The following is a 17899-nucleotide window of genomic DNA, read 5'->3' on the forward strand; positions in this document are numbered from 1 at the left end:
CTACCGCATGCGGTCGCGCCAGTCGTGCACGATCTGTTCGGTGTCCAGCCGCTTGATGATCGTCGGTGGCCCGGAGAGCAGGCCCCGATGGTTGTCCGCGATCCGCTCGTTCAGCTCCGCCACGATGCGCCGCACCTCGCGCTCCAGCCGCACCCGGGTCAGCGCCTCCGGCAGGTCCTCGATCTCCCTGCGCAGCGCGAGCGTGCCGGGCAGCACGGCGCCGCCGACCTGCTCGCGCTCGACGAGTTCCTTGACGAACCAGTCTTCGTCGTAGTCGCCGCCGTGACCGGGCAGCGGCCTGCCGGAGCCGCGCAGGTTGTCGAACTCGCCCCGCTCCAGCGCCTCACGGATCTTCCTGTCGACCAGTGTTTCGAAGAAGTGCGCCATCACCGGATTTTACTGGGGTTTGCGGTCGAACACCTCGAACAGCACGGTGGCCTCGGTGCCGATCGCGGCACCGGACCGCCGCGCCCACTCGGTCAGGATCGGGCGGGCCGGTGGCATGTCGGCGAGCCCTTCCAGGTAGGCCGCGTGCGCCTCCAGCCCGTGATCGGGCGTCCCTCATGTCGTTCTGGCGACGTGAGGGACGCGCCGGCCCATCAGTCGAGTGACTCCCACGCGGCCAGCGCCAGCAGCAGGCCGCGCATGTCGGTGATCTCGCCGGACATCCGGTTCATCGCGTAGGCCAGGACCGCGCGGGTGTCCAGGTCGACCGCGACGAACGCGCCGCCGGACCCGCCCCAGCACATGGTGCGTGGATTCGGCAGGAACGTCTCGCCGAGCGCGAAGCCGAGACCCCAGCGGATCGGCATGCCGAGCACCAGATCCGTACCCGCGGAATGCTCCTGAAGGGCTTTGATCGTCAGGTGTTCCCAGGCCGGCTCGGTCAGCATCGACAGCGCGAGCGCGACCGACCGCGCGTTGCCGTGCCCGCCACCGGCCGGGATCTCCGCACCCCGCCAGGCCCGCGTGGCCGTGACCCCGGTCGGGATCGGCGGGTTGTGCGCGGCGTTGCGCTGGATCTCGGTCAGCTCGCCGCCACTGAACGGCGGCGTCTCCGGCGGCACCAGCTCGGCGACGCGCGCGTCCTCACTCGCCGGCAGTCCGATGTGGAAGTCCGCGGTGACGCGCTCCCTGAACACCGTGCCGATCGTGGCGCCGGTGACCCGCCGGACGAACTCGCCGAGCAGATATCCCTGGGTGACCGCGTGATATCCGGGCGCGGTGCCGGGCGCCCAGAACGGTTCCTGCGCGGCCAGCAGCGACGTGCACTTCTCCCAGTCGTAGAGATCCTCGGTGGCGAGCGGCTCCCGCCACCCGGACAGGCCGGACGAGTGGCTCAGCACGTGCGCGAGCGTGACGTCCCGCTTCCCGCCGGCCGCGAACTCGGGCCAGAACCGGGTGACCCGCTCCCCCGGCTCGATGCCGTGCTCATCCGCGACGATCAGCGCCGTGAGCGCCGCGACGGTCTTGGTCACGGACCAGACGTTGACGATCGTGTCCCGCTCCCACGGCCGGGTGCGCGCCCGATCCGCGTGGCCGCCCCAGAGATCCAGGACGACCTCGCCGTGCCGCACCACGCAGAACGACGCGCCGACCTCGTCGCCGCCGGTCAGACCGGTCTCGAACAGTTCCCGCGCCTTCTCGAACCCCATGCGCGGAGTATTCGCGCCCCGCCAACGGTTTTCCACCGTGTTTCGGCGCGGTAACGTCGGGCGAACCCGGATTGAAGGACCCCGATGATCGTCTTCTTCGACGACCCCGGCGACGGGGTGCGCGTCACGGCCGACACGATCACCACGGACGGGCGCTCCTGGCCGCTCGACGAGCTGCACACGCCCCGCACCACGCGCCCGCCGCTGCCCCGCGCACTCCCCCGGCTGGTCTCGCTCGCGCTGCTGTCCGCGTTCGCCGTCCCGGTCACCTGGGTCACCGCCGGGCTACGCGGGGCCGTTCTCGTGCTGGTCGTCGCCGTGGCGCTCGCCGGCGCCGCGCTCCTGGTCGCCCGCCGGCCGCGCGCCTGGGAACTCTGGGCCGACCACCACGGCTCCGCCGTCAAGATCTTTTCAACCACCGACCCCGGGCGGTACGGGAGAGTCGCCCGCGCCCTGGTCCGCGCGACCGACTGGCGGGTCCTGGCCGACGATGTTCCCGGCCCGGTCGATGACGATCACGTCGACCTCGACCGGCGCCTCCCGCAGGACACCGACCGCGGTGCGCCGCGCCCCGGCCGCGATCAGATCCCCTAACGGAAACCCGTGCCGGCGGCTCTGCTGCAACGCGTCCAGCGCGGTGTTCGCGCGCTCGACGCCGCTCGCCAGTTCCTCCGGCCCTCGGTGGGTGCGCACCAGCGCCGCGAGTGCGGCCAGGTTCACCTGGCTGCGGCCGCTGTGCAGGTCCAGGTGGCCGTCGGCGAGCTTGGAGAGTTTGCCGACGCCGCCCGCGATCGTCAGCCTCGGCACCGGATGCCGCCGCAGATACTTCAGGACCGCGCCGGCGAAGTCGCCCATGTCCAGCAGCGCATCCTCCGGCAGCCCGTGCACCTCGGCCGCGACCCGCTCCGACGTGCTCCCGGTGCAGCCCGCCACGTGCGTCCGGCCCGCCGCCCGCGCCACGTCCACGCCGCGCCGGATGCTGTCGATCCAGGCCGCGCACGAGTACGGGACGACGATGCCGGTCGTACCCAGAACGGACAGGCCACCGAGGATGCCGAGCCGCGGGTTCCAGGTCTTCCGCGCCAGCTCGGCACCGTGCTCCACGGAGATCTCGATCTGCACGTCGCCGGGATCGCCGTACCGCGCCGCCAGCTCCTCGACCGCCGCGGTCATCATCGCGCGCGGCACCGGATTGATCGCGGGCTCCCCGACGGCCAGCGGCAGACCCGGCTTGGTGACGGTACCGACGCCCTCGCCCGCCCGGAACGTCACGCCACTGCCCGCGGCCGCGCGCCGCACCGTGGCCTGGACCAGGGCGCCGTGCGTCACGTCCGGGTCGTCACCTGCGTCCTTGACGACGCCCGCGCTGGCGTGGTCGCCCCTCAGGTCCTCGCGGGCCAGGGCGAAGGCCGGCCGCTGGCCCTTGGGCAACGTGATCGTGACCGGGTCCGGGAACTCGCCGGTCAGCAGGGCCTGGTAGGCCGCGGTCGTGGCCGCGGTGGCACACGCCCCCGTGGTCCAGCCGTAGCGCAGCTTTCCCGGAGATGTCACGGTCCTCAGCATGCCTGGTGACGTGCACCGCGATACCGGAGGGTCCAACCCTCATGATCGAATCCACGGTATGCGCGTGCTCATCCTCGGCGGAACGGCCGAAGCCCGCCGACTGGCCTCGTCGCTGACCGGGCTGCCGGGCGTCTCGGTGACCAGCTCGCTCGCGGGCCGCACCAGCACGCCGTCGCTGCCGCCGGGGGACGTGCGGATCGGCGGCTTCGGCGGGGTGACCGGGCTCATCGCCTGGCTGCGTTCGTCCGGGATGGACGCGGTGATCGATGCGACGCATCCGTTCGCGGCCGTCATGAGCACGTCGGCGGCGGAAGCCTGCGGCGAGGTGGGGATTCCGCTGCTGATGCTGCGGCGCCCCGGGTGGATCGAGCGAGACGGTGACGACTGGCGGCGGGTCCCGTCGATCGCGGCGGCGGCGAGAGTGTTGCCGCACGTCGGACAGCGGGCGTTACTGACCACCGGAAGGCAGACACTGGGTGCTTTCGCATCGCTCGGCACGGTGTGGTTCCTGGTGCGGGCGGTGGAGGCACCGGCACCGCCCGCACCGGCGCGGATGGTCGTGCTGCTGGACCGCGGCCCGTTCACGCCGGCGGGCGAGGAGGCGTTGATGCGGAAGCATCGGATCGACGTCGTGGTGACGAAGGACAGCGGAAGTTCCGCCGTCGAGGCCAAACTCGAAGCGGCACGGGTGGTGGGGATTCCGGTGCTGATGGTGGACCGGCCGGCGATCCCGGCGGGGGTACGGACGGTGCCGACGGTGGAGGACGCGGTGGCGTGGGTGGTGGCTGCCGGCGGGTGAAAACAGCGGCACAGACAGTCCTCGTTTTCTCAATGCCCGGCCCACAGGGCACCCGCCCCACAGGGCGCCCTGCGCGTGACTCGCCCGGCCCGCGAGACGCCCGGGGGCGCTGAAGTCGATCACGTGTCGCAAATCGTTGTTATCCGGCGCTCTTAACAACGATTTGCGACACGTGATCGCCGAGGCGGCCAACCGGCGCCGCCCTTATCCGGAAGGCCTCAGCCCGTCGGATACCGGCGCGGCGTGAACACGGTCCCGTTGACGTGGCGGGTCTGCGACGACCCCACGATCAGCAGCGTCCGCATGTCGACCGCATCCGGGTCCAGGTCGCCGAGCCGGACCACGCTGACCCGCTCCCCCGAACCCCCCACATCACGCCCCAGCACCACCGGCGTGTCCGCGGACCGGTGCTCCAGCAGCAGGTCTCGTGCCTTCTCCACCTGCCACGTCCGCGACTTCGACGCCGGATTGTAGATGGCGATCACCAGGTCGGCCCGCGCAGCCGCCGTCAGGCGTTCTTCGATCACGTCCCACGGCTTCAGCCGGTCGGAGAGCGAGATCGTCGCGTAGTCGTGCCCGAGCGGCGCACCCACCCTGCTGGCCACGGCCTGTGCCGCGGTCAGACCCGGCAGCACCGTGACCGGGATCGACGTGTAGGGCTCGGTCGCGGCCACCTCCAGCACCGCGCTCGCCATCGCGAAGACGCCGGGATCGCCGGACGACACCACGGCCACCCGGCGGCCCCGTGACGCGAGCGTCAGCGCGAACTCGGCGCGTTCCGACTCCACCCGGTTGTCGCTGGGGTGCCGTACCTGCCGCGGGTTGCCGGGGATCCGGTCCAGGTAGGGGCCGTATCCGACGAGGTCGGTGGCGGCGCTCAACGCGTCCTGTGCCTGCGGGGTCAGCCACTCGCGCCCGGCCGGGCCGAGCCCGACCACGGTCACCGCACCGGCCGCGGGCGACGGGGGCATCGACGACAGCGCGGCGGCAGTGGACGCGTGTACGCGGCTGGGCAGCAGCGCGACCGAGAAGTACGGCACGGTGGACGGGTCGACCGAGGCGAGTGGTGCGATGCGCTGCTGGGGGGTGGTGGCGCGCTCGACGTACCAGGCGTCGTCGAGGCGGCCGGCGGATTCGAGTGCGTCGCGGACCGCACCGAACGTGCGGCCGAGCTTCATGATCGCGGCCGAGTCGGCGGAGGCGAGCCGGGCGGCCAGGTCGGCGGGTGGCAGCGTGCCGGGCAGGACGGTCAGCGTCTCCTCGGCCTCGACCAGCGGGCGGCCGAGTTCGGCGGCGGCACCCGCGATGGAGGTGACGCCGGGGATCACCTCCGTCCCGTACCGTGTGGAGAGGCGTTTGTGCATGTGCATGTAGGAGCCGTAGAAGAACGGGTCGCCCTCGCAGAGGACGACCACGTCGCGGCCCGCGTCGAGGTGCGCGGCGAGGCGCTCGGCCGCGTCGGCGTAGAAGTCCTCGAGTGCGCCGCGGTAGCCGCCGGGGTGGTCGGTGGTCTCGGTGGTCACCGGGTAGACGAGCGCCTCCTCGACCTGGCCGTCCCGGCGGTAGGGTGCGGCGATGCCGCGGGCGATGCTGCGCCCGTGCCGGGCACTGTGGAAGGCGATCACGTCGGCGGCGCCGATCAGGCGGGCGGCCTTGACGGTCACCAGCTCCGGATCGCCCGGTCCGAGCCCGACGCCGTAGAGCCGGCCGGCCATTACTCCTCCTCGCTGGCGATGGCGTTGAGCGCCGCCGCGGTCATCGCGCTGCCGCCACGGCGGCCGTGCACAACCAGAAATTCACAACCCGCCGCGTGTACGGCGAGAGCCTCTTTCGACTCGGCCGCTCCGATGAAGCCGACCGGGATGCCGATGATCGCGGCGGGCCGGGGCGCGCCCGCGTCGAGCATCTCCAGCAGCCGGAACAGCGCGGTCGGCGCGTTGCCGATCGCGACCACGGCGCCGTCGAGCCGGTCCCGCCAGAGTTCCAGCGCGGCCGCGGACCGCGTGGTGCCGAGCTTCTGGGCCAGCGCGGGTACGCGCGGGTCGCGCAGCATGCAGAGCACCTCGTTGTCCGCGGGCAGCCGGCGGCGGGTGACGCCGGCCGCGACCATGTTCGCGTCGCAGAGGATCGGCGCGCCCTCGCGCAGCGCCGCGCTCGCACTGACCACCACGTCCCGGGAGTACGCGAGGTCGTCCGCCAGATCCGTCATCCCGCAGGAGTGGATCATCCGGACGGCGACGCGCGCGACGTCCTCCGGCAGCCCGTCCAGCCGGGCCTCCGCCCGGATCGTGGCGAACGAACGGCGATAGATCTCCGCGCCGTCACGAATGTATTCATAATCGGTCACGCGCCGGTCTCCTGTGCGGTGTTCGTCGTGCTGGTGCGGGCGGCCGCGATGAGTTCCGCGACCCGCCCGAGGTCGTGGGTCTCCGCCGGAGCACCGGCCTGCGCCGATGTCGCAGCTCCGGCGGCGGCACGTGCGCCGCCGCCGGGCTCGGCATCGGCGGGCCCGTCGACGCGGTATCCGTCACCGGTGGCCAGCACCCGAACCCACGGCGTGGCAGGGTGGCCGCAGCCGCGCTCACAGCCGACCCAGTGGACCGGTAGCGCGCCGGCCACGGGCCGCCCAGCCGCAGCCTCCAGCGCGGACACCGTGCCCGACGCGGGAAGCCTGCCCGACACGGAAACCGTGCTGGGCGTAGATACCGTGCCTGGCGCGGGAAGCGTGCCCGACGCGGAAACCATGCCCGACGCGGAAACCATGCCCGACGCGGAAACCATGCCCGACGCGGAAGGTGCGGCGGGCCGCAGGTCGAGCACGACCGTGGTGGCGTCCGCGCGGACGTCGGCGCGGGACTTGGCGCAGCCGGGGCGGCCGGCGCAGGCGGTCATCCCGTACCAGGGGGAAAGGTCGTCGACGGCGAGCCCGGCAGCGGCCAGCGCGGCGAGGTGGGAGTCGTCGGGAAGGCCGGGCACGACCACGCCGCGCCACGGGGTGAAGCGCAGTTCGCCCGCGCCGCTGTCGGCGACGTCGGCGAGGAGTTCGAGCTGGGTCGCGGAGATCCGGCCGAGCGGGATGATCACGGCGAGCGCGATGGCGCCTGATCCGCTGATCGCACCGGCGGGCGGCGCAGGCGGCTCCCAGGCCGGAACGACCGCCGCGGCGGTGGCGCCGAGACGCGCGGCCACCCGCTGCGACCCTTGATCGATCTCGGACATGCGCCAGCCTGCGGATCCCTGCGCTTCCCGCTCGGCGAGAAATGCCTCCGCCGCCGCAACCGCGATCCCGGCCGCCATGGCATCTGGTGCCGGCCGACCCGCGGAGATCGCCGGCTCGTGGGCGGGATCTCCCGCGCCGGCGGCGGGCACTCCCACCGCATCGGCGGAAACCGCAGCAGCACGAGCGGGACCACCCGCCTCCCCTGTGGGAGGCAGGGCACCGCTCGGTGGCGTGCCGGGAGTGCCGGCGTCCGCGGGATGGACGGGGACGCGGAGTCCGAAGTCGAGGCCGCCCAGGAGCAGGGTGAAGGTGGAGCGGCTGGTCGCGGCGAGGCAGATGTCGGCGCCGAGGGAAGCGGTGTCGCCGCGGCCGTCGTCGAGGGCGAACAGGAAGCGACCGGACAGCGCGGCCAGCGCGGGCGCGGCCCGCAGCGCGGTGTCGAGCGCGTCGATCAACGGGCGTACGTCGATCAGGCCCGCGTCGTCGAGGCCGCTCAGCGGGGAGGCCACGATGTTGCGGGCGCGCTCGTGGGTGGCCGAGGGCAGCAGGCCGGCGTCGGCCAGCCGGACGCCGAGTTCGGCCTCGGCGCCGGGCGGGAGCGCGCGCAGCTGGAGATTGCCGCGGGAGGTCTGGTCGAGGTGGCCGTCGCCGAGGTCGCGGGCCGCGCGGGCCAGCACCCGGGCCTGGCCCGCGGTGATCACGCCGCCTGGGATCCGGACCCTGGCCAGGCCTCCGTCCGCGGCCGCGTGCACCTGCAGCGCGGTCGGGCAGGCGTCCGGGCCGGTGCGCACCACGCCGCCGAGGACGCTGGACGGCGCCGCCTGCGGCACGGTCCGGTGACCGGAAGCGGGAAGCGGGGACATGCGGCGGATACTACGGGTTGTCGCGGAGGCCGTTTCACCTTCGGCCGCTACACCCCGACGTGCGTCACAACCGCACCCACCGCACGCCGCCGATCCACGCCACTGCCGTAGGCGCCCTCGCCCGGCCGGTATGAGCCGGCACTTCGTGAGTCGTCAGGCGGGATCTCGTGCTCCTGGCCGCGGCAGCCCTACTCGCACTCCATGAGGTTTGTTCAGCGGGGCTGAGCCGACGCCGCGTCGTCGCACGCCAGCGCTGTCAGCGCGCTGCGCCCCGACGGCGCTGGCCTGCGGCAACGCGGAGTGAGGTCGCCGCGCTGAATAAGCCTCCATATACGAAATCTCGGATAGACGAACCTGGAGGATTATTCAGCGCCGCCCTCGTCAGACCGCGCGGCCTGCGGCAACGCGGTGCCGGTTCTCTGCGCTGAATAAGCCTCCTGGCATGCGTGGCACTCACCGCCTCTGTCCGGTAGATACGAGCCTCTCGTGTCCCCCGATGCCGCCGCACGCGCCTGGGTGAAATTATAGGGAAATGTCCGGACAGCGCCGGTAGGAATCATTCTCATTGATCGACAAGTGAAGATCCTGTTCATATAGCGGGCCGCCCGACACGGTGCCGCGTCCATGCGGGCGAAAGCACACGAACCCGTTTCCACCTGCCGCGTGACGCAAGTTCTTGCCGACCTGCGGCCAGGCCGCGCAAGAGCTTGCTCCACATTGGCTCTTTTATGCTGAAATTTCGGACACGGAGTGTCCGATGACGAGCCCGGCGCCGCCCACGCGACCCCGCCACCTGCCGCCACGCGACCCCGCGCCTCGGCACGACGCGACCCCGCAGCCCGGTGCGGCGCTACCCCGCAGCCCGGCGCTGCCTGGCCTGGCGGCCCGGCGGCTGAGGGCGAGCAAGATCACTGGGGGTGGCTTGACGGGTGGGTGGCGGGGTCGGGAGAGTGGGAGCGCTGCACAAGCGCGCGGCGACGGTGGAGGAAGTCCGGTGTGAGTCCGGCGCGGTCCCGCCACTGTCACCGGGGAGCGGACCCCAGCACGACCACTGCCGGCAAGGGGCCGGCGGGAAGGTGGGGCGAGCGTCGATCCGGGAGCCAGGAGACTCCGGTCGCCGCGACAACCGTCACGATCTGGGGCGCGGACCCCAGGGAGGAGCCCGCGGTGGCCCGCGTCCTGTTGCTTTCCACGTCCGACACCGACCTGCTCAGCGCCCGCGCCAGTGGCGCGGACTTCCGGCTGGCCAACCCCGCCCGGACCGCGGTCGGCGACCTCGACGGGCTGCTCGACGGTACGGATCTGGTGGTGGTCCGGATCCTGGGCGGCTACCGGGCGTGGGAGGAAGGGCTGGACGCGCTGCGGGCGCAGGCCCGCCCGGTCGTGGTGCTCGGCGGTGAGCAGGCGCCGGACGCGGAGCTGATGCGGCACTCCACGGTGGCGCCGAACATCGCGGCCGAGGCGCACATGTACCTCGCGCACGGCGGCCCGGCGAACTTGACCGAGTTGCACCACTTCCTGAGCGACACGATCCTGCTCACCGGGCACGGGTTCGCGGCGCCGGAACCGGCCCCGGCCTGGGGACGACTGAAGCGACCCGCGACGAGCCGGAACGAGAACGCGCCGAAGATCGCGATCCTGTACTACCGGGCGCATCACATGGCCGGGAACACCGGGTTCGTGCACGCGCTGGCGGACGCGGTCGAGGAGGCCGGCGCGGAAGCGTTGCCGATCTTCTGCGCGTCACTGCGTACCCCCGATGATGATCTTCTTGAGGCCCTGAGGCGGGCGGACGCGCTGATCGTGACCGTGCTGGCGGCCGGCGGTGCCGGGGGTGTCGTGCCGGCGGCGGCGCAGGCCGGCGGCACGGACGACGCGTGGGACGTGGGCGCGCTCGCGCAGCTGGACGTGCCGATCCTGCAGGGGCTGTGCCTGACCAGCGACCGGGCCACGTGGGACGGCAACGACGACGGGCTGTCGCCGCTGGACGCGGCCACCCAGGTCGCGGTGCCGGAGTTCGACGGCCGGATCATCACGGTGCCGTTCTCGTTCAAGGAGACGGACTCCGACGGGCTGACCGTCTACGTGGCCGATCCGGAGCGGGCGCGGCGGGTCGCGGGCATCGCGTTCGGGCATGCGCGGCTGCGGCACGTCCCGCCGGCCGAGCGGAGGATCGTGCTGATGCTGTCGGCCTATCCGACCAAGCACTCCCGGATCGGCAACGCGGTCGGACTGGACACGCCGGCCTCCGCGGTGCGGCTGATCAGGGCGATGACCGAGCGCGGGTACGACGTGGGCGACTTCCCCGGCGTCGCGGCGCAGGACGGCGACGCGCTCATGCACGCGCTGATCGCGGCCGGCGGCCAGGACCCGAACTGGCTGACCGAGGAGCAGCTGGAGGGCAATCCGGTGCGGATCCCGGCCGCGGAGTACCGCGCCTGGTTCGCCACGCTGCCCGAGGAGCTGCGCCGGGTGACCGAGCAGCACTGGGGGCCGGCGCCGGGCGAGCTCTACGTCGACCGCTCACAGGACCCGGACGGCGAGATCGTGCTGGCGGCGCTGCGCGGCACGAACGTGGTGGTGATGGTGCAGCCGCCGCGCGGGTTCGGCGAGAACCCGGTCGCGATCTACCACGACCCGGACCTGCCCGCGTCGCACCACTACCTGGCCGCCTACCGCTGGCTGGCGGCGAACTTCGGCGCGCACGCGGTCGTGCACATCGGCAAGCACGGCAACCTGGAGTGGCTGCCCGGCAAGACCGTGGGCCTGTCCGCCGCGTGCGGGCCGGACGCCGCGCTCGGCGACCTGCCGCTGATCTACCCGTTCCTGGTCAACGACCCCGGCGAGGGTACGCAGGCGAAGCGCCGCGCGCACGCCACGCTCGTCGACCACCTGGTGCCGCCGATGGCGCGCGCGGAGTCGTACGGCGACATGGCCCGGCTGGAGCAGCTGTTGGACGAGCACGCGAACATCGCGGCGCTGGACCCGGCGAAGCTCCCGGCGATCCGCGCGCAGATCTGGACGCTGATCCAGGCCGCGAAGCTCGACCACGACCTGGGCCTGGCGGACCGGCCGCACGACGCGGAGTTCGACGACTTCCTGCTGCACGTGGACGGCTGGCTGTGCGAGGTCAAGGACGTGCAGATCCGCGACGGTCTGCACGTGCTCGGCGAGCCGCCGCGCGACGAGGCCCGGGTCAACCTGGTGCTCGCGATGCTGCGCGCGCGGCAGATGTGGGGCGGCCAGGTGGCGGCGCTGCCCGGGCTGCGCGAGGCGCTCGGCCTGCGCGAGGACGGGTCGGAGACCTTGTCCGACGTGGACGCCGTGGAGGCGGTGGCGAAGACGCTGGTCGCGGAGATGGAAGCGGCCAGGTGGGATCCCGCGGCGGCGTCCGGCGTGGTGTCGCGCGCGGACGTCCGTACCCCCGAGCTGGTGGAAAAGATCTTGATCTTCGCGGCGACGGAGATCGTGCCGCGGCTGGATCGCACCACGGACGAGATGACGCACCTGCTGCACGCGCTGGACGGCGGCTACGTGCCGGCCGGGCCGAGTGGGTCGCCGCTGCGCGGTCTGATCAACGTGCTGCCGACCGGGCGGAACTTCTACTCGGTGGACCCGAAGGCGATCCCGAGCCGGCTGGCCTGGGAGACCGGGCAGGCGATGGCGGAGTCGCTGGTGATCCGCTACCGGGAGGACACCGGCGACTGGCCGCGGTCGGTCGGGCTGTCGGTGTGGGGCACCGCGGCGATGCGCACGGCCGGTGACGACGTCGCGGAGATCCTGGCGCTGCTCGGCGTGCGGCCGACCTGGGACGAGGCGTCGCGGCGGGTGAACGGGCTCGCGGTGATCCCGCTGCCCGAGCTGGAGCGGCCCCGGGTGGACGTGACGATCCGGATCAGTGGGTTCTTCCGGGACGCGTTCCCGCACGTGGTGGCGCTGCTGGACGACGCGGTGCAGCTGGTCGCGTCGCTGGACGAGCCCGCCGATCTCAACTTCGTGAAGGCGCACGTGGACGCGGACCTCGCGGCCCACGGTGACACGCGCCGGGCCACGCTGCGGGTGTTCGGGTCGAAGCCGGGGGCGTACGGCGCCGGAATCCTGCCCCTGATCGACAGCCGGAACTGGCGCGGCGACGCGGACCTGGCCGAGGTCTACGCGGTGTGGGGCGGCTACGCCTACGGGCGCGGGCTGGACGGGGTCGCGGCGCGGGCCGACATGGAGACCGTCTACCGGCGGATGTCGATCGCGGCGAAGAACGTGGACACGCGCGAGCACGACATCGCGGACTCGGACGACTACTTCCAGTACCACGGCGGGATGATCGCCACGGTGCGCGCGCTGACCGGGACCGCGCCTCGCGCGTACATCGGCGACAGCACCCAGCCCTCCGCGGTACGCACGCGCGCGCTGTCCGAGGAGACCGCGCGCGTGTTCCGGGCCCGGGTGGTCAACCCGCGCTGGATCGCCGCGATGCGCCGGCACGGCTACAAGGGCGCGTTCGAACTGGCCGCGACCGTCGACTACCTGTTCGGCTACGACGCGACCGCGGGTGTGGTCGCGGACTGGATGTACGACACGCTCGCCCAGACCTACGTGCTGGATGAGGAGAACCGGAAGTTCTTCGAGCAGTCCAACCCGTGGGCGCTGCACGGCATCGCCGAGCGGCTGCTGGAGGCGGCGGACCGGGGCATGTGGGAGCACCCGGACCAGGCCACGCTCGACGGGCTGCGCGAGGCGTACCTGCGCACGGAGGGTGACCTCGAGGACCGCTGAGCGCGGTTCTGTGTTCCCGGACCTGCGCCTCGCGCGACGAGCGGATCGGCCGGATCCTGGCCGGCGACCGGCGCCGCCGGCACGACGCGGTCGCGCTCGCGGTGCGCGCCGGCCAGGCCGACGGCTCGATCACCCGCGAGGAGGACCCGGCCGACCTGACCTGGACGATCGCCGGGCTGATCGCCGGAATCCGGGTCAACGCCGCGGCGCAGCGCCTCCGTCGAGGCGCTGCGCCGCACCACCGTCATCGGACTGCGCGCACTGCGGCCCTGAGTTCCTCATGCGGCCGGGAATCTCTGCTGCCCGAATTTTGTACTTCGTAATACAGAACTGGGGGGCTCATGATCGACTTTCCTACCGGCCGGGCCGCGGGTGGCGCTCACGCCGGTGAGCGGGCGGTGCAGGAGCGGGCACACGAGGGCGGGCCCGAATGGGGCTCGCCGATGTTCGGACCGGAGATCCCGCTCGGCTTCGTCCCGTTCCTGCGCGCCCAGCACATGCTGATCGCCGGGGCCGCGGACGACGACGGCGCGGTCTGGTCGACGGTCCTCACCGGACGGCCGGGCTTCATCCAGCCGGCCGACGAACGCACCATCGTCGTCGACGCGCTGCCCGCGCCCGGCGACCCGCTGCACGGCGCCTTCCGGACGTACCGGGACGTCGGCCTGCTCGCGCTGCACCCGCAGACCCGGCGCCGGATCCGCGTCAACGGCGTGGCACGGCAGGACGGGCAACGGCTGATCGTGCGCACCGAACAGGTGCTCGGCAACTGCCCGAAATACCTGCAGACCCGCACGATCACCGGCTCCGACGACGCCACCCCGGCCGGGGCGCCGGCCGCGGGCACCGCCCTCACCGACGGGCAGCGGCGCTGGATCGAGACCGCCGACACGTTCTTCATCGCCAGCCGATCGCCGGAGCACGGCGCCGACTCGTCCCACCGCGGCGGCACGCCCGGCTTCGTCACGGTCACCGGGCCGCGCACGCTGCGCTGGCCCGACTACACCGGCAACCAGTTCTACATGACGCTCGGCAACCTGCACCTCGACCCGGCGAGTGGCCTGCTGTTCCTGGACTGGGAGCACGGGCACACCCTGCAGCTGACCGGCGCCGCGCGGATCGACTGGGCGCCGGAGAGCGCGGCGGCGTACCCCGGCGCACTGCGGGTCGTGGAGTTCGACGTCGCGTCCGTGGTGCAGCGCGACCACGCCAGCCCGCTGCGATGGCAGCTGCAGGAATATTCGCGGGTCAATCCGCCCGTGGCCGGGCGTTCCTGAGGCGGATGCCGCTGAAGGCGAGCGTCGTGGTGATGGTGGCGTCCCAGAAGGGCCAGAGGGCCGGCAGGACGCGGAGCTGGATGCCGGCCGCCTCGTGCAGCGCGAGCAGGTCGCCGACCGGCTCCGGCGGGGCGAGCGGGGTGATCGGCTCGTGGGCGGCGTGGGCGTGCGGCTCCGGGTCGCCGATCGGGGTGAAGCGGTCCGCCGGGAGGCGGTAGGCGAAGAGGCGGACCGTGCGGATCGCCTCCAGCCAGCCGTACTCGATCGCGTGCACCCGGGTGCCGCCGCCCGGGCCGAGGATCCGGTCACGGTCGGCGGCGGTGGTGGTGGGCGTGATCCAGGCCATGGCGCGCGGACACGCACGGGGGAACCAGTAGTCCGGGGCCCGGTCGTGATCGACGGCCCAGACCAGCGGTTCGGCCCGGGTGCTGGTCGGGGCGACGTGCGGTACGAAGCGGGTGATGCCGGGGTCCTCGGAGAAGTGCAGGACCTGGCCGGGTTCCGGGCGCATCCGCTCATTCAATCGCGAGCGCTTTTCCGCCGGTCGCGGGGCCGTTGCCGGAGCGCGGGGTGTCGCGTTTGCATCGTCGTCAGGCGTTCGGATAGTCAGGCGTTCGATCGGCCGGCATTCGGAGGCTTTCGGAAGGCGGAGCAGCACGTGGACGTGATGAGCGGTCCGGGGATCGACACCCCCGCCGGGTACACCGGCACCCATCGGATCGGCTCGGGCGGCGGCGCCACCGTCTACCGGGCGTGGGACGAACGCGGCGCGCGCTGGGTCGCGCTCAAGCTCTTCCATCGGTACGTGCGGAGCCAGGCGGCCGTGCTCGCGTTCCACGACGCCTGCCGTGCGATCGGGCGGCTCGGCGGGCACCCGTCGATCGCGGCCGTGCACGCGGTCGGCGTCACCCCGACCGGGCGGGCCTGGCAGGCGATGCGGCTCGGTGAGGGCGGCACGCTCGGCGAGGCGCTGCTGCGCACCGGGCCGGTCGACCAGGCGTGGGTGCTGGCCGCCGGGGTGCGGCTGGCGGACGCGCTCGCCTACGCCCACGGGCTCGGTGTGCCGCACGGCGCGGTGCGGCTGTCCAACGTGCTCCTCGACTCGGACGGCAACCCGCTGCTCTCCGACTTCGTCGTGGGGCCGGCGAGCACGTCGTACGCGGAGGACCTCACCGGCCTCGGCGAGGTGCTGTTCGCGCTGCTCACCGGCACGGTGCCGCAGCCGGGCCTCGGCGTGCGGGCCGGGCTGGGGACGGCCGGGGTGGTGGCGGTGCCCGGGCTTTCCGACGTGCTCGGCGCGGTGCTGGGCGTGCCGTCGGTGGTCGACGCCGGGACGACGCGCGACTTCGGCCAGCGGCTGCGCGAGGTACAGGCGGCGGCCGGCTACCCGGTGTCCGCCCCGGACCCGTGGCGCGAGCCGCCGGCGGTGGTCCCCGGCGCCCGCCGCACGCCGGAGCCGCCGGAGCCGCCGGACGCACCGGAGCCCGACGCGGGGGCGGAGCGACCGGTGCCGCCGCCGGTGGCCAAGGCTCAGCGCGGCCTGGTGTTCGGCCTCGGGCGGCAGCGCCGCCGGTGGGGTTCGTCCACGTCCGGCGACACCCCACGAACGGAAACCCACGCCGGGGGTACGGCCGGGAGCCACCCGAAAACCGACGGCGACGACGCGGAACCGGTGCCGGCGGGTGCCGGGGACGTCGGGGCGGCGGCACGAGCCGGGGAGGCCGCGGAGGCGACGGGTGCCGGGAGTCACTCGAAGGCGACGGGTGCCGGGCACGACGCGGAGACGACCAGTGCCCGGCACGTCGCGGAGACGGCAGATGCCGGGCATCTCGCGGAGACGGCCTCCCCGTCCGGAGGGACGCGCCTCGTGGCGGGGACCGCGAGGACTGCGACCGTGCCTGCCGGTGGTGCCACGACGGACGACGCCGGGACCGGAACAGACACGACGGGCGTCGATGCGGGCATCACTCAGGTGAGCGGCGATGACGCGGGCCGCGACACGGAACCCGGCAGCGCGACGGCCGAGGGTGCAGTCACGGCCGGCGTCGTCGCGGGTGACGCCGCCGACGAAAGCGACGCTGGTCAGGCGGCCGCAACCAGCACCGACGCTGCGGCCTCGCCTTCCACGAACGATTTCACAGAGGCCGGGCACGACCGCTCTACCGGTGACGGCGGTGCGGTCGGCACGAAGAACCTCGGCACAGAAGGGCTCGGCGCGACCGGCTCGACCGCGGGAGACCTCGCCGCGGCCGGGCCAGACCTCAGCGCGGCCGACCCGGCCAGGGCAGATCTCAGCGCGGCCAGCTCGGCCAGGGCAGACCTCAACGCGGCCGACCCGGCCGGGCCAGACCTCAACGCGGCCGACCCGGCCGGGCCAGACCTCAACGCGGCCAGCCCGGCCGGGCCAGACCTCAACGCGGCCAGCCCGGCCGGGCCAGACCTCAACGCGGCCAGCCCGGCCGGGCCAGACCTCAACGCGGGTGGCGTAAGCGGATTGAATCTCGGCGCTACCGGTGCGGACGCGGCGGACCGGAACACGGCCGACGCGATCGATGACAACGCGATGCCGACCGGCGCGACGGCGACCGGCGGTTCGCACCGGGAGGGTGAGGACGCGGGCGACGAGCCGGTGGGCGCGGTGCAGGTGGCTCCGCCGGCCGGGAAGGTCACCGGGAAGGTCGAGCCGTCCGGGCTGGAGCTCATGCACCGGCGGAACTCGCGGCGGCGGCGGATCACGGTGGCCGCGCTGGCCACCGGGGCGTTGATGATCGGTGTCGCCGCCGTTCCGGCCACCCGGACGCTGCTCGCTGACAACCTGGAGCCGGCCGCGCCGCCGACGCCGGCCGCGCCCGCCTCCGGGGCCGGCGGGCCGGTCGCCGCGCCGCCGCGCCCAGCCAGGATGGTGCCGCCGGACGGCGTCACCGACGGGCTCGCGCTGTGGTGGCCGGCCGACGTTGGCGTCGGCCGTACCCTGGTCGACGGCTCCGGCGGCGGTAACGCCGCGCTGCTCTCGCCGATCACCGGCTGGGCGCCGGCCGGCCACAACGGTTCAGGGCACGCGGTCCAGCTCTCCGCGTCCACGTCGGACAGTTACGCCGCCTCGATCCGGCCCGCCGTCCGTACCGATCAGAGCTTCTCGGTCATGGCCTGGGTCTTCATCAACGACCGGCGCGACAACCGGGGCATCCTGTCCCAGCCCGGGACCACGACCAGCGGTTTCATCGTCCGGTACGACAGGGAGACCGACACCTGGCGCGCGCTGTTCCCGCGCACCGACTCGCGTGGGCCGGACGTCGACACCGTCACGTCCACGTCCACGCCGCGGCTGCGCACCTGGACGCACCTGGCGGTCACCTACGACGCCGCGACCGGGCTGGTCACGTTCTACGTCGACGGCACGGCCGAGGACACCGTCCGCCGCCCGGTCCGCTGGAACGCGGCCGGCCCGCTGCTCGCCGGCCGCGCGCTGGTCGACGGCGCCTGGACCGACCGGTTCGGCGGCGCGCTCGACGACATCCGCGCGTACGACCGCCCGCTCACCCCGGCGGAGATCACCACGATCACCCGCTGACCCACTACCCGCGCCGCGCGACAGAGACGTATCGGGAGGCGGCCGCGCGCCTGACCGGTCCGGCGGCCGTGGCGGACGTGCCGGGCGAGGAGCGTGTCGCGGGGCCGGCACTCACCGGCGCTGACGGCTCGGCCCGGCCGATGTTCGCCGCCGCTGATGACCCTGCCCGGCCGGCTGA

Annotated in this window: 12 protein-coding genes, 1 pseudogene and 1 riboswitch; of the genes and pseudogenes, 6 read left to right on the forward strand and 7 right to left on the reverse strand. The window is 73.4% G+C overall.

Annotated features, from left to right (window positions below; all coding sequences use genetic code 11):
* Complete coding sequence (locus tag J2S43_RS21365; protein ID WP_306831872.1) at nt 1-387, reverse strand: DnaJ family domain-containing protein; 387 nt, start codon at nt 385-387, stop codon at nt 1-3.
* Nucleotides 388-599: 212 nt separating this feature from the next.
* Entirely contained in the window at nt 600-1655 is a 1056-nt protein-coding gene (locus J2S43_RS21370) for a serine hydrolase domain-containing protein (RefSeq protein WP_306831874.1), read from the reverse strand.
* An 84-nt stretch (nt 1656-1739) separates the two neighbouring features.
* Here J2S43_RS21370 and J2S43_RS21375 point away from each other — a divergent pair.
* Nucleotides 1740-2060 (forward strand): annotated as a pseudogene (locus J2S43_RS21375) (DUF6232 family protein); the annotation flags it as partial.
* Between the two features lie 6 nt (nt 2061-2066).
* Here the strand turns inward: J2S43_RS21375 and J2S43_RS21380 are convergent.
* Nucleotides 2067-3206 carry a cobalt-precorrin-5B (C(1))-methyltransferase gene (locus J2S43_RS21380; protein WP_306831876.1) on the reverse strand — a complete coding sequence of 380 codons (1140 nt, stop codon included), beginning with the start codon at nt 3204-3206 and terminating at the stop codon, nt 2067-2069.
* Between the two features lie 70 nt (nt 3207-3276).
* On the opposite strand from J2S43_RS21380, the gene J2S43_RS21385 reads away from it, so the two are divergent.
* Nucleotides 3277-4017, forward strand: coding sequence for a cobalt-precorrin-6A reductase (locus J2S43_RS21385; RefSeq protein ID WP_306831878.1), 741 nt, complete (start codon nt 3277-3279; stop codon nt 4015-4017).
* 218 nt (nt 4018-4235) lie between these two features.
* Here J2S43_RS21385 and J2S43_RS21390 read toward each other — a convergent pair whose 3' ends face one another.
* The 3 genes from J2S43_RS21390 to J2S43_RS21400 are packed head-to-tail and all read right to left on the reverse strand — an operon-like array spanning nt 4236 to nt 8100.
* Complete coding sequence (locus tag J2S43_RS21390; RefSeq protein ID WP_306831880.1) at nt 4236-5732, reverse strand: precorrin-2 C(20)-methyltransferase; 1497 nt, start codon at nt 5730-5732, stop codon at nt 4236-4238.
* Entirely contained in the window at nt 5732-6364 is a 633-nt protein-coding gene (locus tag J2S43_RS21395) for a precorrin-8X methylmutase (RefSeq protein ID WP_306831882.1), read from the reverse strand. The genes J2S43_RS21390 and J2S43_RS21395 overlap by 1 nt, the downstream gene beginning before the upstream one ends.
* Nucleotides 6361-8100, reverse strand: a complete 1740-nt coding sequence (locus tag J2S43_RS21400; protein ID WP_306831885.1) for a ferredoxin-like domain-containing protein — start codon at nt 8098-8100, stop codon at nt 6361-6363. The genes J2S43_RS21395 and J2S43_RS21400 overlap by 4 nt, the downstream gene beginning before the upstream one ends.
* A 984-nt stretch (nt 8101-9084) precedes the next feature.
* A riboswitch (cobalamin riboswitch) is annotated at nt 9085-9210 on the forward strand.
* A 57-nt stretch (nt 9211-9267) separates the two neighbouring features.
* On the opposite strand from J2S43_RS21400, the gene cobN reads away from it, so the two are divergent.
* Genes cobN through J2S43_RS21410 form a run of 3 tightly spaced genes read left to right on the forward strand, consistent with a single transcriptional unit; the run spans nt 9268 to nt 14150 of the window.
* Entirely contained in the window at nt 9268-12873 is a 3606-nt protein-coding gene (gene cobN / locus J2S43_RS21405) for a cobaltochelatase subunit CobN (protein ID WP_306831886.1), read from the forward strand.
* Between the two features lie 8 nt (nt 12874-12881).
* Complete coding sequence (locus J2S43_RS42250) at nt 12882-13196, forward strand: TetR family transcriptional regulator C-terminal domain-containing protein (RefSeq protein WP_370881771.1); 315 nt, start codon at nt 12882-12884, stop codon at nt 13194-13196.
* Nucleotides 13197-13214: 18 nt separating this feature from the next.
* Nucleotides 13215-14150 (forward strand): PNPOx family protein, encoded by a 936-nt coding sequence (locus J2S43_RS21410; protein ID WP_306831888.1) that lies wholly within the window; start codon nt 13215-13217, stop codon nt 14148-14150.
* Here the strand turns inward: J2S43_RS21410 and J2S43_RS21415 are convergent.
* Entirely contained in the window at nt 14122-14661 is a 540-nt protein-coding gene (locus J2S43_RS21415) for a DUF6886 family protein (RefSeq protein WP_306831890.1), read from the reverse strand. The two genes, J2S43_RS21410 and J2S43_RS21415, sit on opposite strands and share 29 nt — an antisense overlap.
* 156 nt (nt 14662-14817) lie before the next feature.
* Here J2S43_RS21415 and J2S43_RS21420 point away from each other — a divergent pair, with 156 nt between their 5' ends.
* Nucleotides 14818-17721, forward strand: coding sequence for a LamG-like jellyroll fold domain-containing protein (locus J2S43_RS21420; protein ID WP_306839368.1), 2904 nt, complete (start codon nt 14818-14820; stop codon nt 17719-17721).
* The last annotated feature ends 178 nt before the right edge of the window (nt 17722-17899 follow it).

It is taken from the genome of Catenuloplanes nepalensis (genome assembly GCF_030811575.1).
GTDB lineage: Bacteria > Actinomycetota > Actinomycetes > Mycobacteriales > Micromonosporaceae > Catenuloplanes > Catenuloplanes nepalensis.